At 56.4% G+C, this 21,349-nt stretch carries 26 protein-coding genes; 11 read left to right on the top strand and 15 right to left on the bottom strand.

Features of this window, described 5'->3' with window-relative positions:
• Positions 1-111: 111 nt before the first annotated feature.
• From AC13RC_RS07400 to AC13RC_RS07390, 3 genes are all read left to right on the top strand, one after another.
• Positions 112-723, top strand: coding sequence for a hypothetical protein (locus tag AC13RC_RS07400; RefSeq protein ID WP_113353127.1), 612 nt, complete (start codon positions 112-114; stop codon positions 721-723).
• A 126-nt stretch (positions 724-849) separates the two neighbouring features.
• On the top strand, positions 850-1,710 hold the full coding sequence (locus tag AC13RC_RS07395; protein WP_488556837.1) for a cytochrome b/b6 domain-containing protein: 861 nt from the start codon (positions 850-852) through the stop codon (positions 1,708-1,710).
• Positions 1,707-2,483, top strand: a complete 777-nt coding sequence (locus tag AC13RC_RS07390; RefSeq protein WP_113388661.1) for a molybdopterin-dependent oxidoreductase — start codon at positions 1,707-1,709, stop codon at positions 2,481-2,483. Before AC13RC_RS07395 ends, AC13RC_RS07390 begins: the two co-directional genes overlap by 4 nt.
• Positions 2,484-2,858: 375 nt before the next feature.
• Here the strand turns inward: AC13RC_RS07390 and AC13RC_RS07385 are convergent, their stop codons facing one another.
• From AC13RC_RS07385 to AC13RC_RS07375, 3 genes are all read right to left on the bottom strand, one after another.
• Positions 2,859-3,191 carry a four-helix bundle copper-binding protein gene (locus AC13RC_RS07385; protein ID WP_488556836.1) on the bottom strand — a complete coding sequence of 111 codons (333 nt, stop codon included), beginning with the start codon at positions 3,189-3,191 and terminating at the stop codon, positions 2,859-2,861.
• Positions 3,192-3,202: 11 nt separating this feature from the next.
• A complete protein-coding gene (locus AC13RC_RS07380) occupies positions 3,203-3,619 on the bottom strand; it encodes a DUF305 domain-containing protein (RefSeq protein WP_113388659.1) in 417 nt (138 codons plus the stop codon).
• A gap of 609 nt (positions 3,620-4,228) precedes the next feature.
• Positions 4,229-4,627 carry a DUF1236 domain-containing protein gene (locus AC13RC_RS07375; RefSeq protein WP_113353122.1) on the bottom strand — a complete coding sequence of 133 codons (399 nt, stop codon included), beginning with the start codon at positions 4,625-4,627 and terminating at the stop codon, positions 4,229-4,231.
• A gap of 554 nt (positions 4,628-5,181) precedes the next feature.
• Here AC13RC_RS07375 and AC13RC_RS07370 point away from each other — a divergent pair.
• On the top strand, positions 5,182-5,874 hold the full coding sequence (locus AC13RC_RS07370) for a Crp/Fnr family transcriptional regulator (protein ID WP_233788515.1): 693 nt from the start codon (positions 5,182-5,184) through the stop codon (positions 5,872-5,874).
• A 7-nt stretch (positions 5,875-5,881) separates the two neighbouring features.
• On the opposite strand, the gene AC13RC_RS07365 is transcribed toward AC13RC_RS07370, so the two are convergent.
• Entirely contained in the window at positions 5,882-6,124 is a 243-nt protein-coding gene (locus AC13RC_RS07365; RefSeq protein WP_113353119.1) for a DUF6894 family protein, read from the bottom strand.
• Between the two features lie 57 nt (positions 6,125-6,181).
• Positions 6,182-6,898 carry a Crp/Fnr family transcriptional regulator gene (locus AC13RC_RS07360; protein WP_113388657.1) on the bottom strand — a complete coding sequence of 239 codons (717 nt, stop codon included), beginning with the start codon at positions 6,896-6,898 and terminating at the stop codon, positions 6,182-6,184.
• Between the two features lie 35 nt (positions 6,899-6,933).
• Between AC13RC_RS07360 and AC13RC_RS07355 the strand changes: the two genes are divergently transcribed.
• On the top strand, positions 6,934-7,176 hold the full coding sequence (locus AC13RC_RS07355; RefSeq protein ID WP_145324640.1) for a hypothetical protein: 243 nt from the start codon (positions 6,934-6,936) through the stop codon (positions 7,174-7,176).
• A 131-nt stretch (positions 7,177-7,307) separates the two neighbouring features.
• Positions 7,308-8,417, top strand: a complete 1,110-nt coding sequence (locus tag AC13RC_RS07350; RefSeq protein ID WP_113388686.1) for a PAS domain S-box protein — start codon at positions 7,308-7,310, stop codon at positions 8,415-8,417.
• Between the two features lie 122 nt (positions 8,418-8,539).
• On the opposite strand, the gene AC13RC_RS07345 is transcribed toward AC13RC_RS07350, so the two are convergent.
• From AC13RC_RS07345 to AC13RC_RS07320, 6 genes are all read right to left on the bottom strand, one after another.
• Entirely contained in the window at positions 8,540-9,148 is a 609-nt protein-coding gene (locus AC13RC_RS07345) for a general stress protein (RefSeq protein ID WP_145323080.1), read from the bottom strand.
• A 25-nt stretch (positions 9,149-9,173) separates the two neighbouring features.
• Complete coding sequence (locus tag AC13RC_RS07340; RefSeq protein WP_145634599.1) at positions 9,174-9,485, bottom strand: PepSY domain-containing protein; 312 nt, start codon at positions 9,483-9,485, stop codon at positions 9,174-9,176.
• Between the two features lie 173 nt (positions 9,486-9,658).
• Positions 9,659-9,913, bottom strand: coding sequence for a DUF6894 family protein (locus tag AC13RC_RS07335; protein WP_113353114.1), 255 nt, complete (start codon positions 9,911-9,913; stop codon positions 9,659-9,661).
• Positions 9,914-9,976: 63 nt separating this feature from the next.
• Positions 9,977-10,477, bottom strand: a complete 501-nt coding sequence (locus AC13RC_RS07330; RefSeq protein ID WP_113388654.1) for a YciE/YciF ferroxidase family protein — start codon at positions 10,475-10,477, stop codon at positions 9,977-9,979.
• Between the two features lie 65 nt (positions 10,478-10,542).
• A complete protein-coding gene (locus AC13RC_RS07325; RefSeq protein ID WP_113353112.1) occupies positions 10,543-10,725 on the bottom strand; it encodes a hypothetical protein in 183 nt (60 codons plus the stop codon).
• Between the two features lie 86 nt (positions 10,726-10,811).
• Entirely contained in the window at positions 10,812-12,110 is a 1,299-nt protein-coding gene (locus AC13RC_RS07320) for an NRAMP family divalent metal transporter (protein ID WP_488556835.1), read from the bottom strand.
• 232 nt (positions 12,111-12,342) lie between these two features.
• Here AC13RC_RS07320 and AC13RC_RS07315 point away from each other — a divergent pair, with 232 nt between their 5' ends.
• Positions 12,343-12,558, top strand: coding sequence for a hypothetical protein (locus AC13RC_RS07315; protein WP_069614249.1), 216 nt, complete (start codon positions 12,343-12,345; stop codon positions 12,556-12,558).
• A 26-nt stretch (positions 12,559-12,584) separates the two neighbouring features.
• Here the strand turns inward: AC13RC_RS07315 and AC13RC_RS07310 are convergent, their stop codons facing one another.
• Both AC13RC_RS07310 and AC13RC_RS07305 read right to left on the bottom strand, forming a co-directional pair.
• Positions 12,585-13,448, bottom strand: coding sequence for an alpha/beta fold hydrolase (locus AC13RC_RS07310; protein ID WP_488556834.1), 864 nt, complete (start codon positions 13,446-13,448; stop codon positions 12,585-12,587).
• Between the two features lie 59 nt (positions 13,449-13,507).
• Positions 13,508-14,590, bottom strand: a complete 1,083-nt coding sequence (locus tag AC13RC_RS07305; protein WP_113353110.1) for a DNA topoisomerase IB — start codon at positions 14,588-14,590, stop codon at positions 13,508-13,510.
• A gap of 257 nt (positions 14,591-14,847) precedes the next feature.
• Between AC13RC_RS07305 and AC13RC_RS07300 the strand changes: the two genes are divergently transcribed.
• From AC13RC_RS07300 to AC13RC_RS07290, 3 genes are all read left to right on the top strand, one after another.
• The gene (locus tag AC13RC_RS07300; RefSeq protein ID WP_113353109.1) at positions 14,848-15,765 is read left to right on the top strand and encodes a hypothetical protein; all 918 of its coding nucleotides are present in this window, start codon (positions 14,848-14,850) and stop codon (positions 15,763-15,765) included.
• Between the two features lie 787 nt (positions 15,766-16,552).
• A complete protein-coding gene (locus AC13RC_RS07295; protein ID WP_145323086.1) occupies positions 16,553-16,918 on the top strand; it encodes a hypothetical protein in 366 nt (121 codons plus the stop codon).
• 435 nt (positions 16,919-17,353) lie between these two features.
• A complete protein-coding gene (locus AC13RC_RS07290) occupies positions 17,354-17,872 on the top strand; it encodes a sigma-70 family RNA polymerase sigma factor (protein WP_113353107.1) in 519 nt (172 codons plus the stop codon).
• Positions 17,873-18,542: 670 nt separating this feature from the next.
• Here AC13RC_RS07290 and AC13RC_RS07285 read toward each other — a convergent pair.
• Both AC13RC_RS07285 and AC13RC_RS07280 read right to left on the bottom strand, forming a co-directional pair.
• Positions 18,543-19,058, bottom strand: a complete 516-nt coding sequence (locus tag AC13RC_RS07285) for an NUDIX hydrolase (protein ID WP_113353105.1) — start codon at positions 19,056-19,058, stop codon at positions 18,543-18,545.
• A 30-nt stretch (positions 19,059-19,088) separates the two neighbouring features.
• The gene (locus tag AC13RC_RS07280) at positions 19,089-20,129 is read right to left on the bottom strand and encodes a LacI family DNA-binding transcriptional regulator (protein WP_488557040.1); all 1,041 of its coding nucleotides are present in this window, start codon (positions 20,127-20,129) and stop codon (positions 19,089-19,091) included.
• 153 nt (positions 20,130-20,282) lie between these two features.
• Here AC13RC_RS07280 and AC13RC_RS07275 point away from each other — a divergent pair, with 153 nt between their 5' ends.
• Positions 20,283-21,311: an ABC transporter substrate-binding protein gene (locus tag AC13RC_RS07275; protein WP_113353103.1), complete on the top strand. Its 1,029-nt coding sequence runs from the start codon at positions 20,283-20,285 to the stop codon at positions 21,309-21,311.
• Positions 21,312-21,349 lie beyond the last annotated feature (38 nt).

The following is a 21,349-nucleotide window of genomic DNA, read 5'->3' as shown; positions in this document are numbered from 1 at the left end:
TCGCCGGTAGGATGCCATAGCCGCTTTGCCTCCTTTCCAAAGCGATCGCCCTACCCGCTCCAGATAGCTGGATGGGCATCATGTCAAAAGATGCGAGATATGGAGAGCAGAATGTCGCTCACGAAGTTCAAGATCATGGGTATGGTGCTGGCGCTGGGTGCCGCGACCACACTATCCGCACAGGCAGCCGATAAGGCGCGCGTTCGCGGCGTCGTGGAAAGCCTTAGCGGCGATACGCTGATGGTCAAATCGCGCGAAGGCAAGGACGTGACGATCAAGCTGAAATCCGGCTGGGCCGTCAACGGCATCGTCAACGCCTCCGTGACAGACATCAAGCCTGGGGATTTCGTGGGCATCGCGTCCGTTCCGACCGACAGCGGCATCAACGGGGCGCTTGAGGTACTGATCTTCCCGGCCGCGATGAAAGGCACCGGTGAGGGCGATTACGGCTGGGATCTGAAGCCGAAGAGCTCGATGACCAATGCGACGGTTGCCAGCGCCGTCACCTCGGTCAACGGTCCCACCCTGTCGCTCACCTACAAGGGCGGAGAGAAGAAGATCTCGATCCCGCCGGGCACGCCGGTCGTCACCTTCGGCAAGGCGACGAAGGACGACATCAAACCCGGCGCAGGAGTCATTATCAACGGCACGACCGATGGAGACAATACGGTTGAATCCGACCGTGTCGTGGTCGGCATAAACGGCGTCATCCCGCCAATGTGACGCATCGATGCCGCCATCATGGGCTGCCCGGTTGCCGATCGCATCCGGGCAGCTCAATGAGCGGCGATAGCGTCGCAGCATATGATTTCGGACACCGCCTCCGGCGGCACGTCGGGAGAATTATCCATGACAAGCATCGAGCAGATCGGCACAGCGCCGCCCCCGCCCCCGGCCAAGATCTTCATTCGCCGTCATTCGGCTCTCACGCGGATAACGCACTGGATCAATGTGCTGTGTCTGACCTTGCTGCTGATGAGTGGCATGCAGATCTTCAATGCCGATCCACAATTACATTGGGGAAATTACGGAGCGGTCGAAGATCCATCGTGGTTCGAAATCGCCAGCAATCAGGATGGCGACAGCATCACCGGAATACTGCGCATCGGCCGTCTGTCGATCACCACAACCGGCATACTCGGTGCCTCCACGGCCGACGGCGAAATGGTGCCGCGCGCATTTCCGGCCTGGGCAACGATACCGAGCTACCAGGATCTTGCAACTGGCCGACGCTGGCATTTCTTCTTCGCCTGGCTGTTTGTCATCAATGGGTTCGTTTACATGACCTACAGCCTCATCGGCGGTCATTTCCGCCGCGATCTGGCGCCGACGATTCAAGACATCAAGCCCGGGAACATCTGGCATGAAATCAAGGATCATGCCCGATTGCGCTTCCCGCAGGGGGAAAAGGCGCGGCACTATAATGCGTTGCAAAAGCTGTCCTATCTCATCGTAATCTTCATCCTGCTGCCGCTGATGATCGGTTCAGGATTGACCATGTCACCGGCGATAGACGCCGGTTACCCCTTCCTGCTCGATATTTTGGGTGGTCGCCAATCGGCCCGCTCCATTCATTTCATCACCGCCTGGAGCCTGGTGGCCTTCGTCGTCGTGCATATCGCGATGGTCATTCTCTCCGGGCTTTGGAACAACATGCGTTCGATGGTGACCGGCCGCTACGCTATCATCAATGAGGAGGCCGACCGATGAGCTCCATCTTCACCCGCCGCCGTTTTCTCATTGGCTCGGCCGCCAGTCTGGGCGCCGTGGGCCTGACGGGATGCGATGACATTTCCCAGAACCAGCACGTTCAGAAGGTGCTCGCTCTGGCTGAGCGGCTGACCATGGGCACACAGCGGCTCATAGTTTCGCCGCAGACGCTTGCTCGAGAATATACCGACGTAGATATTTCACCGAGCTTTCATCCGAATGGATCAATTCAGCCAAACAGCGCCGAATATATCCAGATGGTCGAAACTCAATTTGCCGAGTGGCGGCTCAAGATCGATGGCATGGTCAATAGGCCGATGGAATTTTCGTTGGCCGACCTAAAGAAGCTGCCTTCTCGCACCCAGATCACCCGCCACGACTGTGTCGAAGGCTGGAGCGCCATCGGGAAATGGCAGGGCGTTCCTCTCGGGCTTATCCTGCAGACTGCGGGTTTGAAGCCAGGCGCTCGTTACGCCGTCTTTTATTGTGCAGATGAACTGGAACAAACCCTCGATGGCAGCGGTCGCTACTACGAGAGTATTGACCTGATCGACGCCTTTCATCCGCAGTCGATCCTCGCCTATTCTCTTAACGGGAAGGATCTGGAAGTCGAACACGGCGCTCCTTTGCGGCTGCGCGTCGAGCGTCATCTTGGTTACAAACACGCCAAATACGTCATGCGCATCGAAATCCGTGACCGGTTTGATGATTTGTGGGGTGGTAACGGCGGGTTCTGGGAAGATCGTGGCTACGAATGGTATGCCGGTATCTGAGATGTCGTAGCAGACGTCAATAATCAGGCACGGCGATCGTAGACGATATCAGTGACATAGGCCGACGATACGTCCACGGATCGAGAACCTCGAAACCGTTGTGCTGCCCATTCCGCTATAATCTGCGCCGTCATGTCGTATCCTGCTGCGGAAATGGTAACGGCTACCGCTCGCATTTCAAATCACTCCGCTACTAAATGGAGAGCTTGATCGCATCGACGTTTTCTAGCGAAATTGACGAAGCCGCATCATGGGATGGAGGTGTTGCAAGCCCGACCCACATCTACCACAGCGACGCTTCAATCGGCGGGCCGGCGCAAAGATGCAACGTCGACCCGCTTGTCAGATGCGAAGATGGTACGAGGGCCTTCTTCTCTATGACGCCATGCGATGGCAACTGTCCGCACAACGGCGGCAGGCTTTAACGCAATCCCGCATGTCACCGATCCGTTCGCAATCATCCGCGCATTGAGCGCAGATCTCCGCGCATTCACGACAGACGTGGCGATGATGTTGAGAGCCTATCAGCATGAAATGCGCGGCCGTCCGGCATATCTCGCTACAGGCCATCATGAGCTTGAAATGCGGCGGACTGGTGTGCTCTCCTCCAGCCTGGAGACAGTGTCCCATCGCAGTGGACAGGCATTCGCCGTAGCACGCGAGGCAGTCTTCGATGCAGCTCTTCATTTCGGCTGAAACGTGGTGCATTGGCATCCTCCTTACTTGGCTTCGCTGTGGAGCAAGCCGCTCATCTGTTTGATTTCCTTCGTCTGATCGTTAATGATCTTGCGAGCCTTTTGCCGCGCCAGTTTATTATGGCCGTACTTGAGTTCGACCTGCGACATGCTGATCGCACCCATGTGGTGAGCGATCATGGCGCAAAGGAAGGACACGTCCGCATCCTTCTTCATCATTCCCTGCATCATGTTGGAATTCATGCTCTTCATTCCGTCCATGGCCGCTTTCTGGTAGTCGGTCATGTCGCCAGGCATTTGCATGCCCGCCGACGACATCTGCATCTCCTCGGATTTACACGTCTCCGGATAGGCGATCTGCGCCGCTGCGCCGGCAGGTTTCAGCGCGAAGGCTGCCATGGTGATGACCGCTGCAAATGCGATCTTCCTGGTGATATTCATGTCGATCTCCTTCTGATTTGGTTCGATTCTCTTAACCAAACGAAGATCGAGGCGGCGGATCCAACGCCCTGATAAGGAGGAGAGGACTCGGCTGGATCGTTCGGGCCACGAGATTGTCGGCTTCCCTGATGAGTAGCCCGCCTGCAAAGTAATCAGGAACTAGCGCACAACAATGCGCGACGGAACAACAACACGGCCGCGGTGTGCCTTCTGTCTGAACCTCACGCGGACCGCTCCGTTCGATCATGTAGCCAGCACTAGTCTCTTCAGGACATGCATGGCTCACCGCCGCCACCTTTAAGAAGATAGCGGCGGCCATGGCGACGATTCTGAGACAGTGCGAGATTCTTCGAAACGGCATCATGGCGGGTGTTCCCTTTTCCCCGCCGAACGATATCGCCACAAAAATGTTCCGACTGCGCCGCGGAATGCGCGAGACCATGATCGCCAAACTGCGGAGGAGTTCACAAACGCTGAAGTTGGATGTGGTTTGCCGCTTATCACAAGGGCGCTATGCGCCATGTCACATTCAAGTCCGTGTCGGCCAAGACTTGACAATGTACTTGCCTGGTTTAGCCAAAAGGGCCTCTTTCGGAGGCCCTCTCGGCATTATTCAACGATGCGAACAATCTTACGCGTCTTCGGTTGGACGATGACGCGTTCATGGTTCACGACAGCGTAGCCATATGTCGGGTTGTCCGGAACCGGTGTGATGGCAACGGTCTCTGGGAGAGTTCGACCGACGACAATCTGGTCCTGCACGACAGTCTCGGTTGGAGGCAGTGGTTGCTCCTGAACATAGGTGATCACTTTTTGTGGCGGCGGATCGATCGCGGTACCGGCAATCGCTCCGGCAACACCGCCAACTGCAGCACCGACAGGACCCCCTACAACCGCTCCAGTGGCCGCGCCGCCCGCGGCTCCAGTGACCGTGGAAGACTGCGCCAAGGCTGAACCAGCGAGAAGGCCAAAGGCGGCAACCGCTGAAACGATGAGTCTCGTTCTCATAGCATTCTCCTTTGCATTTTAGTTCTTACGAACTGAAAGGAAAATTGCACAGCCATCAGAATGTTCCTCTTTGGCTACCATCTGCAGCCATCACGAGTTTACCTCATGCGACAAACTTCGTGAGCGGCGAGGGTTGCGAAAAATGCGCCGGGCGAGACGTGATATTTGCCGATGACTTCTGTCAACGAACGTTGGCCGCGGCGAACGCATGCATCCCGATGAGTGCGGGAGAAACGCAAGGCAAGCAACGTGTCGGGATCGTAGCCGTACTCGTCATTCAGTCCAGCGCCATCCTTCACCATTCTCGCTAGGGTCGCCCTTTCCAACCTAAGGGTCTACCCTCCTCCGATCGCTTCATTCGCCAAGATAACGCTCGCTCGGAAACAGCCATGGAACTTGGTGCACGACGAACGTCCGCCAGCGTACGCAAAATCATCCCCAACATCAGGGTGCTATAGAATCATGATCCGCCCACAAAGCTAAGGGCAGGCCGGCGAGGACCCAATTCCCATGCTCGATCTTTCGCGAGAGCCATGCTCGACCTAGAACGTTTAATGACAACGAACCGGCTTCTCGCTCGCCTGCCCGCAGATGAATTTCGCAGCATCGGCAAGCAGTTGGAGCAGATCGATCTCGAGCGCGGCTTCAACATTGCCGGAGCCGATTGCCTGATCGACGATGTCTATTTCCTTTCGAGTGGAATTAGCTCCGTCGTTGCCATTTCGCCTGACGGCCAGCGCGCCGAAGCCGGCATGGTGGGGCGCGAAGGTTTTTTGCCAATGCCGGCCGGCGTCGGTGGGACGATCAGCATCCACGAGGTCTTCATGCAAATGGACGGTCAGGGCGTACGGATGCCGCTGCATGCGCTCCTTGCAGCATTGCCGGAAAATCCGGTTTTCTCCAACCTTTTGGCGCGTTTCATTCAGACCTTTGCGACACAGATTTCCTATACGGCCCTTTGCAACGCAAACTATCAGGTAGACGAACGGCTCGCCCGCTGGCTGCTCATGTGCCATGACCGGGTGGATGGCGACGAGATTGCTTTAACACATGACTTCATCGCCGCGATGCTGAGTGTCAGAAGGCCGAGCATCACGACGGCCCTGCACGTTCTTGAGGGAAGGAAGCTCATCAGGGCCGAGCGTGGCCGCATTACGATCCGCGACAGAAGAGGACTTGAAGAATTTACTGGCGGCTCCTATGGCAAGCCGGAAGAGGAATATCGTCGCCTTATCGGTGATTTCTGACGGAGCGCTATTTCAAATGGTCGCGAACGACCGCATGAAATGAAACCGAGAACTGCAGCTTACCGGTCTCGTCGTGAACCTCGATATGCTCATCGGGGACCATCTGGCCATTCTTGATCCGCGCGGCGACGAGTTCCCGCACTGCCTTTATTGCACTCGAACGCGCATCATCGATGGTGGCAAATTCATCGCCTTCGCCATCGCGGACGGTTTCGCCATTTCGGCGAATATGAAAGAAGTAGCGTGTCATGCAGGCTCCTTCAGCACTTGTCCACCGCCAGCACCACTGGCGCCATTGCCGCCGCGATCAAAAGAGATCCTTCATCAAACGCCGATATTCCTCTTCCGGCTTGCCGTAAGCGTCATGGGCAAACTCCTCGAGAGCGGCTCGATTTCGAATGGTGATGCTGCCGCGCTCCGCTGTGATGAAGCGATTGCCTTCGAGAATATGCAGCGAGGTGGTGACGCTTGGTCGCCGCACCGCAAGCATTAGGGATATGAATTCATGCGTCAGCGCTATCTCGTTGCCCGATACTCGGTCGTGGCACATCAGCAGCCATCGCGCCAATCTCTCGTTCACGTCATGAAGAGCGTTGGAAATAGCGGTGTAGGCCAATTGGACGGCGAAGGCCTCGATGGAACGGATTATAAGTTTGTTGAAATTTCGATTCCGATCCATGAAATGACGAAACGATCCATAGTTCATCCGATAGGATTCCGCTTCGAGCTGCACAATAACATCATGAGCATTAAATTCGGTGCCAGCAACGGCCGATGTCGGCACATAGCCATCAAAGCCGAACACGCCCGCCTCGGCGCGGCGGCCTTCCGGTGTCACGGCGACGATTGATCCGATGCCGGATGTCAGAAAATAAACATAGTCGATCGACTGGCCGGCTTTTCCGATGAGCGTGCCGCGCGGAAGCGCCACATATTCAAGCTCTTGCGCAATCTGTTCATAATCCGCCGACGGAAGAACGGAGAGCAGTTTGTTTTGCATATTGGACTGGTGGGGGGCTGGCATGACAGCGCTTCCTCCTGGTTAGGCAAGAGCATGGCATGCACGCCTTGCCGTCTGAGCTGCAGCCGGGCAACATGAAAGAAGCTACTCTTCTTGGAGCTGCGTCACAAGGAATGTACGCTAGCAGACAGAAGAGCGGATTTTGTGGCAAAGCTCGCAATTTGGCCTATTTTACACTACGCGGTCGCTCGTTGGATGACGCCTATAAGCCAGTAGCTATTACCGTCCCTGAAATGCGGCAGCGCCCTTCGGCTGAAGAGCTGAAGGCTTTACTTAAATGATATCGGCTCAGGAATGCGGAGCACAAATATCATCTGCGAGATAAAATCTCGCTGGCATGACTTCTACATAGGCGCCACAGGAGCATCGGCAACGGCATGTGACCTTTTCTGCCGAAAAATGGGAGGTGGAGATGCCTGGGAAGATTGATCGGTCCACGCCGTCAACAGATACCCCTTATAGAGCACCAAGAATATCCATATCGATACCCTCCGCTGTTGCGACTCCACGGGGCGGCGGCGATACTCCCTCAGCTCAAGCTCTGCTTGCAGCCATCGTCGAAAGTTCGGATGACGCGATCGTCAGCAAATCCCTTGATGGCTTCATTACCAGTTGGAACAGCGGCGCCGAACGGCTTTTCGGCTTCAGCGCAGAAGAGGCGGTCGGACAGCATATCACCATCATCATCCCGGAAGATCGCCGGCATGAAGAAGACACGATTCTCGCCAGCATCCGCGAGGGAAAGCGAATAGAGCACTATGAGACCGTCCGTCGCCACAAGGATGGAAGTCCGCTCGACATCTCCCTGACGGTTTCGCCCGTTCGCGACAGCAGCGGCGCCATTGTCGGTGCATCAAAAATCGCGCGCGACATTTCCGAACGCAAGCATGCGGCCCAACGCCAGATGCTGTTGCTGCGGGAAATGAGCCACCGCATCAAGAATATCTTCGCCATCATGAGTGCGGTCATTGGAGTAAGCGAGCGCACGGCAACAACCGTCAAGGAACTAACGAGCGACATCCGTGCAAGGGTAAATACCTTGGCGATCGCCTATGAACTGACGCTGCCAGACATCGGCCTCACCGCCGTTCAGTTTCGCGAGACGTCGCTATTTACACTCGTTAAAGCCCTTTTCGCCGCCCACCAAGGCGCCGACATCGAACGGGCCTCCATTCGCGGCCAGGATGTGCCAGTCTGCGGAACGACGCTGACATCGCTCGCGCTTCTGCTCCACGAATTCTCAACGAATGCAGTGAAATACGGCGCGCTCTCCGCGCCGGCGGGCCGTATTGAGATCGAAGTGCGGTACGATCCGGATTTTGTTTTGACCTGGACTGAAATAGGTGGTCCATCGGTCAACCAACCCGAGGGGCCGGGCGGCTTCGGCTCCCAGCTCGAGCGCGCGACGATTGCATCCCTCCAAGGTGCAATCAGTCGTGATTGGGATCCGGCGGGATTGAAGATTACACTGCGAATTCCAGCCGATGTTCTTCCCCGAACGAGACCGCCGGAAGAGGCTTGAACCGCCCGTTGATCAGCTTCCTAGAGCGGTTCAGCTTTTCGCGGAATCCCTGAACCGCCCTATCTTTTTGTTTTCACGCAATTGCGGGCGAAAGACCGCTACACACTTTTCCTGTAATTGCTCTAGAGGCGGTGCGCGCGATTGCGCTCGCGCTCGGCCAGGATCTGTTCCGACGTGTAAGGAGGTGCCGATTCGTCAAAGCCGGTCCATCCTTGCTCCACATAGCTCGCGCGCCGTTGTGCAATGTCGACCGGACGAGACGCGGCAAGAATCGATTGAGCCTGCGCTACGCGACTGTCTTCGACATGAGCAGCGACCAGCGATCCGCCGCGACGAATACCCTCTGCATAGAAATGCGCATCCTCTTCGGGAATGCCTTCCGTGATCATCGCGCCAATAATCCCCCCCACCGCTCCACCGGCCACAGCGCCCGCTATTGCACCGGCGGCCGTCGCAGCAAGCCAACCGGCTGCAACGACCGGTCCCACTCCGGGAATGGCGATCATGCCGAGACCGGCGAGCAGGCCCCCGGCTCCACCTGCAACGGCTCCGATGCCAGCACCGGTGCCGGCGCCTTCCGCGCCATAGCTGCCTTGCCCTTCGACATCGACGCCATCGGCCTTGTTCGTGATGATGCTGATCTCGTCAGACGCGACACCGGCATCCTCAAGGGTCTTTACGGCCGTGCGGGCATTATCATAGCTGTCATAAAGTCCAGTAACGGTCTGCATTGGATGCTTCTCCCTTTGTTGTGGATTATTTCGCCATTGTCACGTTACCCTGGAAATCCAGGGAGATGCCGACTGGTCTGCCATCCTTGTCGGCGCTTGCACGCCAGACGCCCTGGCTATCGAGCTTCAGATCACGAATATTCCTGTATCCGGCGTTTTCGAAGCGCGATTTCGCCTGCTTCTGACTGAAGCTGTTTTTGCCGGCGATCGGAGCCCCGGGATTGCGGTCAGTGTTGACGGCGGGCGTTGTCTGCGATGTGGTTGGTTTCTCACTTTGCGCGAACGATCCCGTCGCAAAAGCCATCGCGACAAATGTGATGCTGATAAGCTTGTTCATGTTCAAACCTTTCGTTACTGCCGATGCGAACCACGCGAAGGGCCCATTGTTCCCGCAATTCAGTGGGAGATGGATTTCAGGCAAAGAGCGGCGCGATTGCTCCTCGCCATGCACGGCAGGGCTGAAATAATCTGATTGCAACAACTGGCGACCAGCGGCTCGCCCGGATATAGTCAGGTTCCCTCATCCTTAAGAGCCAGGTACGTGATCTCCATTGTCAGAGTGAGCCGCACTACCGGAATCTTGTCACTCCTGGCGACTTCGACAGCAAGGCATTCGCCGTTCTTGTTCGGGATACCATCCAACGCCATCTCCGCCAGTATTCGCTTCGCCTCATCAACGGCTGATATGAGATCCGGGAGATCTTGGCCCTCGTCATCATCAAGCACTGTCTCGCGATCTTTCGTTGCGAAATAAAAGTTCGTCATGTTCGACCTCAGGCGGTGCGCTGCCAGGGGCAACGCACCGAAGAAGAAGTGCCGGCTGTAGTCCTATGCCGCCTTTTTGGCTTTTGCATTGGCCGCTGTTTCCGCCAGCTTCGTCAACTTCTGATCCGTCGCCTTTTCTTCCGCGAGCGTCTGCTGGAGAAGAGGTACCGCATCCTTCAGGCCGAGCTGCTTGGCCCATTCGATCAAAGTGCCATAGCGGGCGATCTCGTAATGCTCGACGGCCTGCGCCGAGGAGATCAGACCTGCATCGAGTGCCGGAGTTCCCTTGAACTCTTCGATGATTTCGTCAGCTTCCGCGATGATGCCCTGGATCGCTTCGCAGGTCTTGCCGCGCGCTGGCTTTCCAAGGAGCTCGAATACCTGTTCCAGGCGTTCGACGTGACCTTGGGTCTCATCGCGATGGTGGAGAAAGCCGTCCTTGCCTTCCTGCGCTTGCGCTGCGCGTGCCATCTTCGGCAGGGCCTTGAGGATTTGCTTTTCCGCGTAATAGATGTCTTTCAGCGTTTCCAGAAAGAGGTCGTTGAGTGTCTTTTCGGATGCCATGGATGTCCTCCATCGAATAAGGATTGAAAGGAAGTCCGCCATGCGGACCTCCCTAGCGAGCTCTATCAGGAATTCTTGTGGCTTTGCTGGCCAGCCTTCACATGCTGTTCGTGGCTACCGCCACGGGTGCCGCCCGACTGCTCGTTACGAGACGAAGCGTGCTTCGTGTTGGTATCCTTGTCGGCGTTCTTGTGGCTCTGCTGGCCGGCTTTGACGTGCTGTTCGTGGGACCCACCTTGGGAAGCCATGATGTTTCTCCTCTTGTTTGATTGCGAGACCTTCATTGGTCTCGCGGCTTCAAACAGGCTTTGGACATGTTGGTTCCCAGCAGCGATCAAAAAAACGCAGTTGCCGCCATTCCTATCACGGCAACGAACATCGCTAGACACGCCGCCCAGCCGACAGCACGCAGGGCCCTGCCGATGACGAACTGTTTCATGACATCGCGATTGGAAGCGATCAGCATGAGGATCACCATGACGGGAACGGCGACCACGCCGTTGATCACCGCACTCCAGAACAAGGCCTTCATCGGCGGGATGGGGGTGAAGTTCAAAAGCATGCCAACGATAGTCGCCAGACCGACGGTCGTGTAGAAAGCCTTGGCCTCGCTGGGGTCGCGAGATAGGCCGACTTTCCAACGAGCCGCCTCGCCAATCGCATACGCAGCTGAACCTGCAAGAACGGGCACTGCCAAAAGACCGGTCCCCATAATGCCTGTTGCAAAGATGATCTTGGCAAACGGTCCGGCCAGTGGTTCGATCGCTTTCGCCGCGTCGACGGAGCTTTCGATATTCGTTGAGCCTGCTGTGTTAAGGGTCGCGGCGGTCGTCGTGATGATCGCGAGTGCGACGATATTGGAAGCGGCCATGCCAACGAGCGTATCCAGTGTGATCCGTGTATTTGCCTTCTCCGCCTCCGCCGGATGCTTGACGAGAGGTTCTTCACGAGGCTTCTCCTTGAGGTCCTCGGCTTCTTGAGATGCTTGCCAGAAGAAGAGATAGGGGCTGATGGTGGTTCCGAAGATCGCGACGATCATTGACCAGTAATTCGGATCCGCCTTGATGGTTGGGAGCAGGAGACCGCGGCTAAAGGCCAACCAGTCGACACGCACCACAAAGAGGGTCGCAATGTATGACAAGAGCGCCAGGCTCAACCATTTCAGGACGGCGACGTAACGCTTGTACTTCAGGAGGACCTGCAGAAGGATGCAGATCACGCCAAAAGCCGCGACGTAAATGAGCGAATTGCCATTCAACAGCAAATGTGCCGCATCCCCCATCGCGCCGAGATCGGCGCCGAGATTGATGACATTGGCAATCAGGAGCGGAACGGTGACACTGACGCCCACCCAGCGCGGATAACATTTCACCATGCTGCCCGCCAAACCTCGGCCCGTCGTTCGGCCAATGCGGGCACTGATCATCTGCACCGTCACCATCAGCGGATAGGTGAACACCAGCGTCCAACTCGCGAGGTAGCCGAACTGCGCTCCGGCCTGTGAGTAAGTCGCGATCCCGCTTGGGTCGTCGTCCGAGGCGCCGGTGACCAGGCCTGGTCCCAGGATTTCCAACAGACGTGGTTTTGAAGATTCGACGACAGAGCTTTTGTCGTCCATCTGATAGCCGCTCATGACTGCCTCCTGCAGAACCGGACCGCGCATCTTGTCGGTCGCGGTGCGAACAAACCGTGCTTATTGATCATTTGTTCCCGGACACGCAGCCCGCGCGAAAGCAATCCAATTTCAAAAGCTTGGAAGGGCGGCACGATCAATTCCTGCTTGCTCCTCGCAATATCTTCTCCGCGCGGGAACCTTCTGCATCCAGATCGATTTGATCTACAACGCAACTAAGGAGACCGCGCATATGGAAAAGCAACGGCGCTTCGAGCGACGTCGACCGTTAAGAGGCTCAGCATATACGCTCACCGATTTTCAGAAAAAGTATGACCTCGACGACCGCAGCGCCGAAGATCTCTTCATCCGCTTCGGTCCATCCTCGATCGAACTTGACCTGCTGATGGCCGCAAAAGGGCGGAAGCCGTCTTTTGACGAGCTAACGAAAGAAATGCCGCAACAATAGATAAGGACCGGGCGGAAAATCCTATGTCAGGACGCCTTGAGGAAGTGCAGCAGCGCGCGTGCAAGATGCATGGGGTTCTCCTCCGCTACATGGTGTCCGCTCTCGATGCCATGACCCGAGACATTGGTCGCCCACGATCGCCAAATTTTTCTCGGATCGCCGAAGAAATACTCGAGATCGTCACGTGTCGACCATAAGCAAAGCAACGGGCATGCAATTTTTTTTTCGGCTTTGCGATCCTGCCATTCGTCTTCGCGATCGACTGTCAAGCCAGCCCTATAATCTTCGATCATTCCATGAACGACGGCCGGATCATGGATCGCCGCCATGAGATCCTGATAGGCTTCCTCCCCCATGAACTCAGGTGTGATCGCCTTGTACCAGCCTCTTGGATCGGCATTGATCGCCTGTTCCGGTTTGTCTGGTTGAGCAAAGAAGAACCAGTGATACCAATCGCGCGCGAACCGCCAATCCATCCGTTCGAGATGTTCGATAATGGGGATACTGTCGATCACGACGAGTTTCGTGATGATCTCGGGATAATCCATGGCGAGCCTGAAAGCGACGTAGCTTCCACGATCATGGCCCGCGACGGCAAAGCTGCGATGGCCCAATAGCTGCATCAAGCTGACGCAATCGAGCGCCTTTGCCCGCTTTGCCGAGTGCCGGCTATCGTCTGTGTCAGGTGGTTGAAAGGATTTCCCGAACCCTCGGAGATCGGGACAGACGACGGTGAAATGCGGCGACAGCAAGTCCGCCACCTGGCCCCACGTCATGTGCGTTCGCGGATGCCCGTGCAGCAGAAGCAGGGGCGGCCCATTGCCTCCATACCGAACCCGTAAACTGCCAGGTCCGACATTCACGGTCTCGACTGCCATACCGTCAAACAATTCTCGCCTCCCATGCTCAGTCCGCCGATCACCTCATCCAAGAGGATGCGGACTCCCTTTTAAAGGCTGACATCCCTCGCCGCCCGTCTTTGAAGCCACCGCAATACGCGGATCTCCTCCATGTCCATCCAATTTAAAAGCCGCTCACTGCGTGTTTGAATCTTAAGCACATCACCGAGGCGCTCATTCCGGAAATCCTCGAAGACCGCGGGATGAATATAGGATGTCTTACAAACCGCGCGCGTATTGACGAGCATTGCTGCGACAGCATCGACCACCTGATTAAGCTGCCGCGTGATCGCGCTTTCCGACGATTCGACCTTGAGAGGAGCCAGCGCCGAGACTGCCAAACAGGTCGCGCCCCACGTCCTGAATTGGCGCGAGGTGAAATCACTTCCCATGGTTTCCCTGATATACGTATTGACATCTTGCGACGAAATCTGGCGACAACCACCGTCATCGCAGACATACTGAAAAAGTTGCTGACCTGGCAGTTCCTGCAAACGTCGCACGACATTGGCGATACGCCGGTCGCTATGAACCAGATTCCATTCTTTACCTGATTTTCCCTTGAAGCGGAATTTGACCGTCCCGCCCTCCACCCGGACATGACGGCTCTTCAACGTCGTCACTCCATAGGACTGGTTCTCTTCGGCATAGGCGGTGTTGCCGATGCGAATATAGAGGTTATCGAGTATCCAGATCACCGTGGCCAAAGCCTTTTCCATCGTCAAGCCGCGCGAGCGCAGATCGACGTCGACGCGCTGGCGAATTTCGGGAAGGGTATCGCCGAAATCGGCGAGACGATCGAACTTCGCGCGGGCACGCTCGGACTGCCATTCCGGATGATAGCGATATTGTTTGCGGCCCCGGGCATCGAAACCGACAGCCTGAAGATGAGACAACGGATTGGTTGAGATCACAACATCCGTATAGGCGGGAGGAATGGCCAAGGCATTCAGGCGAGCGATCTCATCTCGATCCCTAATCCTTATTCCGTTTGGAAGGTAATAGACGAATCCGTTCCTTCCGGGCTTTCGGGTGATGCCGTCTTCGAGATTGCCAATGTAGATCAGTCCGGAATGGAGCTTTGCTTCGGCAGCCGCGGCAGCGGCTTCGACTTTGGCGACTATCTGGTTCATGGGCCGTTAACTCCCATCCGGCGTCGCGGTTCCCGGAGCGCCTTATGTCGTGACGGGAAACTGCATCGATCCCGGAGAAAATCCATTAAACGGGTGAGTGATCATCTGGAACAAACAATGTCGACCGCCGTTGCAATAGGCGTGAGTTTCACGTTTGGAGGATATTCAACATGGGTCGAGGTATTCTGCTCTGGCTTCTCGGCATCCCGCTGCCAATCGTCATTCTTCTCGTTCTCTTCACGCGATAGGAGGTGCGGATGTCCTCTGTCGAAGAAGTACCCGCGGGAACCGTCCCAGTCGAGTCGTCCAAGCCGGCCATCGTCTGGGGCCCGATCATCGGTGGCGCGCTCGCAGCGACCGGCATTGCTCTTATCCTTCTTCTCCTCGGATCCGGGGTCGGCTTGACGATGGTTTCACCGTGGTCCAGCCAAACCAGCTCAGCGGCGACGGTTGGTATAACCGCCGCGATCTGGCTGATAGTGGTTCAATGGCTATCATCCGCGATCGGCGGTTACATCACTGGCAGGCTGCGTACGAAATGGGTGGAGATACACTCCGATGAGGTCTTTTTCCGTGACACGGCGCATGGATTTCTAAGTTGGGCGCTGGCAACAGTGTTCGTGGCTGGATTTCTAGCGTCTTCGCTAACATCGCTGGCGGGCGCGTCAGTCGATGCCGCGGGTAAGGTCGCGCAGACCGCGGCGGATGTTAGTGCCTCTGCTGCACCAGCGACGAAGACGGACGCGACAGCTTACTTTACCGACGCCCTGCTTCGGCCCGCAAAGGTTTCAGACCGTGCCCAATCCGATGATCGCGCAGCAGCGGCAGAAATCTCACGCATCCTCCTGCAAGGGGCGGCCAGTGGAGAAATTCCCGATAGCGATAAGTCCTATATGGCAGCAATTATCTCCGCGCGTGCTGGCCTTTCTGAGGCCGATGCGCGCAACCGCGTCGATACCGTGCTTAAACAGATCGATGACGCGAAGTCAGCTGCGAAAGAAGCGGCTGACAAGGCTAGGAAGGCGGGCGCGACGACCGCACTGGTCGGTTCTCTTTCGCTCCTGGTGGGCGCTTTCATCGCCTCCGCAGCTTCGGCCCTCGGCGGCCGGCAGCGTGACGAAGAAGAAGACCTGGTCGTTACAACCCGCGGCCGGGTCTCTGAAGTAAAACGGTAAGTTAACACGTACCTAATGAACAAGGTTCATTACGGTCAAACAAGTCGATCGCCACGAACGGAGCCTGAGATGCCCAAACGGAACGATTCTCCTGCAGTTCAATCCCTCTCGAACGAACGCGAGGAGCAGCAGCAGCAAGCAACGCAAAACGAACTCGAAAGGGGCCTTGAGGACACATTCCCGGCGTCCGATCCTGTTTCTGCGACCCATACAGCAGTCTTACCGAAGCATGCCTCCTCAGAAGCCTCCGAAAGAGGCAGGGCGCGGCATCATGTTGATGCATTTGAAGACAGACTTCCTATCACTTCAGACGGGCACGTAACGACAGGCGACGGAGCCGGTGACAAAGGTGCCGCAAAAACCGAGGTTCGTGCGCTTTACCGAGCAGCGCGCCAAGCGAGTCGAACTGATCCGGCGCCAACTGCGCGTGACGCTTCCGTCCCTTTGCCAGATGGCGCCGGTCTGCTAAGCGAGTTCAAGCATAGGATTCGCGAGCGACCGATCGCGACAATAGTTGCGGCCGCGGTGATAGGGTTTGCGTGTGGCATGACACGCTAACCAATTCGATCATCCATAACGCCGCCGAGATACCGGTGGATTGAGGATGACGCGCAATAACTGAGGTGCCTCAGGTGAATGGGTCTGGCTGGAAGAAGTAAGTGCCATCAATGTCGCCAAGCTGATTAGGGATTTGCTCGATCCTATCACCGGCACTCCGGTGTTCGTCGACGTTGGGCAAGGACTGTTGCGGTAGCAGAGTCTTATTTGCCACAAGGGAGAGTACCAGATGAATCAGAATGACAGCCTCGAGGATACAGCTAAACTCGAAACCCATCACCAGGCAGAGATCGGCCCTCGCGAGAAGCTCCAGCTGCGATTGCTGGAGCTACGAACCGAAATTGCAATCGTGCGAATTCGACTGCTGACGATTAAATATCGGGCAAGGAATGTCGCCTGGAGTGGAATCCGATTGGTTGATGCCTCTGCGCATGACCAACTTGGAGCTTATCCATGGCTGAAGTTATCCGCAGCATCACTGGCGGCCTTCATAACAGGGCGCGTCCTTCGACGGCTACCTCTCAGCCTCATGATGATCGCGGCAAGACCGCTCCTTGCGACAGCCGTTGGGTCTGCTTCGAGGCATATCCGCTAAGCGGATTAGCGCCTACATTACCGATCGTCTCATTTCGCTTTCGGATCATTCGTAGATGAATTGACAATTATAAAGCCCGCCATTGCGATCGAAACAAGACCAAAGTCACAATCGAATATATCTTGTGAAGACAACTCGCGAAGCAGATTCGCCATATCTTCAAGTCAGCGAATAATGCTGATTGACCACCAAGAACAAGGCGATGCTGCGGCGATTCCTATCGTCTTTCTAGCTGCAAATACGATGATGCGATGTCTTTTGTGAACACTGCACTGATATCAAACCTAGATGGGAAAACATGCTGGGTCGTGATCGGAAAGGACAAGCTCTCTGTAATTATCCGAACATAGTTTTGTCTGCTTGCGTACGGAAAATATGAAAGGGGAACAAGCTAGGCGAGTAAGCATTGCAGATTTATCCAGGAGGATAAATCAAATGCTCATAACCGCATGTTCTACATTGCAGGACGAAGTTGTCGCCCTGCTGCCAGCCTTGCGCAACTTTGCCCGACGGTTCGTTTTTAGCGAGACCGATGTCGACGACCTCACGCAGGAGACTGTCGGCAAAATGCTTGCCCATCTCGATAGCTTCACTCCGGGAACCAAGCTCAGGAGCTGGGCATTCACCATTATGCGAAACACCTACATGACCGAATACAAGCGCCAAAAACGGGTCCAGCTTCGTAATAGTGATGATGGACTTTTCGAAATTCCAGTAGCAGGCCGCCAGCAGCTCTGCATTTATACGGCCGACGTCCGTTCTGCCTTAGCTCGCCTTCCCACATATCAACGAGACGCACTTCTTATGATTGTCGATGGTTTGTCATATGACGATGCGGCGAGACTTTCCGGGTGCGAGATCGGGACGATTAAAAGCCGCGTGTCACGCGCACGCGCGACCTTGGTTAAAATCCTCGGCGAGAATTCGATACGTAGTGCCGCCTCGATCCAGTAAGATCCTTTGTGACCTGCGCGCGAATGGAGCTTGGGTTCACCTCCGGAGACTGAGAGAACCGAGCGCGATGTCTGGACAGTCCGTCGTGTCGACGACAGCACATTTGCTGGATGGTTCCGCCTGTCTCTAGAAAGGAGGGGGCAGAGATTGGCTATGGGCTACGACCAGGCGCATGAGGCAAGGAATATGCTTCCTGATATGCAGGCAAATGACATCGCATCCCCTTGGCATCGAAAAACGACGGGCTGCTGGAGTGCTTGTTGAGAATCTCTGGGGCGATCGCGGTCCAGCCCCTTCCCATCATCGGCCCGACATGCGGCACGAACCTCGTTGCTCGCGTAATCGTCAAGCGCCTGCACCTTACCAGGGCCCTTGTCCAAGGTGGCTCCCGCAAACGCATCTCTATGGCGGCTCTCACCTTCTTTGGGAGATCAGACACCGGTTTGATCAAAGGAGGCGCCCGTTCAATGGTGCGCTCCGTCACCGTGCGATGTTGGCCAAGCTCCGCCTTCGGTGCCCTCAAACTGGAGCCCGGTCAACGAACCTTCCGGCCTCCGCGAACCTGAACATTAGAAATCGTTCAGGTTGATTGCGGGCGAGAACAGTCCGAAGTCTATGTGATCAGGTGTTGGCCAGGACCTGTGGTTCTGAAGTTTCTGATTTCCAACGTTTATTTTCGCTGAGGCCTAAAGTTGATGAGCAGAGATTTGAGCTCAATTTCACGTACGCGTCTAGCCGCCTCGTCGAGGCTGACCCAATCGATCCGCCGCTGGCCTCGCTCCTTGAACTCATTCCGGATTTCTTTCACTTCCACTTGAAACAGGTCAACGACGCATGGCACGACTTTTCCGTCGTCAAGTTCTTTCAGATAGGTGTATCGGCCGATCGGCGCTCTTCTCACCTTGCCGCGGACACCAGCTTCCTCCCATGCTTCGATGGCGGCTGCCTCGTGAGGCTCCTTGCCTTTCATGGGCCAGCCTTTCGGCACGATCCAGCGCCCGCTTTCACGCGAGGTAATCACCAGAACTTCGATCTCGTCACCGCCCTCCTTGTAGCGAAAACAAAGCGCGCCATATTGGTTTCGAAACGCACTGGAAAACAGCCGTTCCGGCGTGCGTGCCAGCTGTTGCAGCAGGTGCTTTGATTTGGGGAATGTTGGCTTGCCGCTGTCTTTTTTTGATGTCATATCATTCAACTTATCAGCCTATCCAGCGCCCTATCCTCCTCTAACCGAGCCTCGCCACGCCAATTCGGCGTGCAATGTTACGGAATGGCCCTCGAGCCTGTCCGATGACGGGCTCTCGCCCAGCCATGTCACAGCGTGTCGTGCGATTGCCACGACGGGCTGAGCAAAGGTCGTCAAATCATAGGACGACCATGAGGCCTGCTCAATATCGTCGAAGCCGACGACGCAGAGCTGATCCGGGATCGAAAGCGAAAACTGGTGCCGTGCCGCGTCCATGAGGCCGCAGGCCAGCAGATCGGTTGCACAAAACACCGCGTCCGGTCGTTCGCTTAGGGTCAGCAGCCGCTGCGCGACGACCTTGCCAGCCTCGTATCCGGTCCAGCCATATCGTTCGACGATCACATCCAGTCCATGGGCCTTCGCCGCCGCGATGAAACCGGCCTCACGCGCCATCAAACTCGGCGTGCCGGCTTCCGAGTTTGCGAACGCCAGCCTGGTGCAGCCGGCGCGAACGAAAGCGGTCACAACGCGCCCTGCCGCCTCGCGATCGTCGAGATTGATCCGCAAGGGTCCCGGTTGATCGTCGTCTCTGTTGATCAGAACGAGGCGCTGGCCGTTTCTCAGGCAGAGCTGGGTGATCGACTTGTCGGGCAGGCCTGAGAGAATGATCGATGCATCCGCCCTATATCGGATCGCCTGCTGAAGCGCGCGATCGACGCTGCCGTCGGAGCGGTCGGTATTGACGAGCATGGCGACCTTGCCGACGATCTGCAGCTGCTGTGTCAGCTCGCGCAGCAATGCAGACCGATAAGGTGTCGCCACCTCCGAGACAATCAGACAGACGATGCCGCTTTCATTGCGCATCAGCCCGCGGGCGAGATGATTGACCTGATATCCAAGCTCCTCCGCCGCCCGCAGAACCTTTTGGCGGGTGGCCTCCGAAACGCTCGCCCCTGGCGTGAATGCGCGAGAAACCGCCGAGCGCGAAACACCCGCCCGCCGCGCAACTTCCTCGGCACTGACAAAATCTCGTTGCGACACACCGCCTCTCCTCTTCCATCCAAACTCCATCATAGTTTGCAATCGCGTGCAATATGGTGATCTCGGTGGTTTTGTGAAACTTTTATGACAGCGGTAGTTGACAGTGTGAGATAACCAATGCAGCATTTGCACGCGCTTGCAAAAAGCGCTCGGCGTGGAGGCGCCGTAAAGTAGGAGGACATCATGCGATTGGTCAACATGGCCGCGACAGCCCTTGCCGCGGGAATTTCGCTTATTGCCTGGTCGGCGCATGCCGCGGGCGATTTGAACGTGATCTGCTCGGCGGATCCCGAAGTTTGCGACCTGATGAAGGGGCTCTTCGAGAAGCAAAGCGACATCAAGGTCAATATGGTTCGGCTTTCGGCCGGCGAAACCTACGCCAAGATCCGCGCCGAGGCGCGCAATCCGAAGACGGATATCTGGTGGGCGGGAACCGGTGACCCGCATTTGCAAGCCGCGGCCGAGGGCCTGACGCTGGAATATAAATCACCGCTTTTCGACCAGCTTCAGGATTGGGCGAAGAAGCAGGCCGAAAGCGCCAATTTCCGCACAGTCGGCGTTTATGCGGGAGCGCTTGGCTGGGGCTATAACACGGATATCTTGAGGAAGAAGGGCTTGAAGGAGCCTAAATGCTGGGCCGACCTTCTTGACCCCTCCTTTAAGGGCGAGATCCAGATTGCCAATCCGAACTCGTCGGGAACGTCCTACAATACTTTGGCGACACTCGTGCAGATCATGGGCGAGGACAAGGCCTTCGATTATCTTTCGAAGCTCAATGCCAATGTCTCGCAATATACCAAGTCGGGCTCCGCCCCGGTGAAAGCGGCAGCGCGTGGGGAATCGACGATCGGCATCGTTTTCATGCATGACGCGGTTGCACAGACCGTCGAAGGCTTTCCCATCAAGGCGGTGGCACCGTGCGAGGGCACGGGTTACGAGATCGGCTCCATGTCGATCATCAAAGGCGCCAGAAATCTCGACAACGCCAAGAAGTGGTACGACTGGGCACTCAGCGCCGAGGCACAATCGCATATGAAGGATGCCAAGTCCTACCAGCTTCCCTCCAACAAGTCGGCCGAGGTGCCGAAGGAGGCCCCGAAATTCGAGGAGATAAAGCTGATCGACTACGACTTCAAGAAATACGGCGATCCCACGATCCGTAAGGCGCTGCTTGCCCGATGGGACAGGGAAATCGGCGCCAAGGCCAACTGACGGCTTTTTCGATTGCCCTCGCAGGCCGGCTCCTCGTG

Source organism: Martinezella sp. CNPSo 3890, assembly GCF_057784455.1.
The sequence above is the reverse complement of the archived record's forward strand: the minus strand, read 5'-3'. Positions and strand labels throughout refer to the sequence as shown.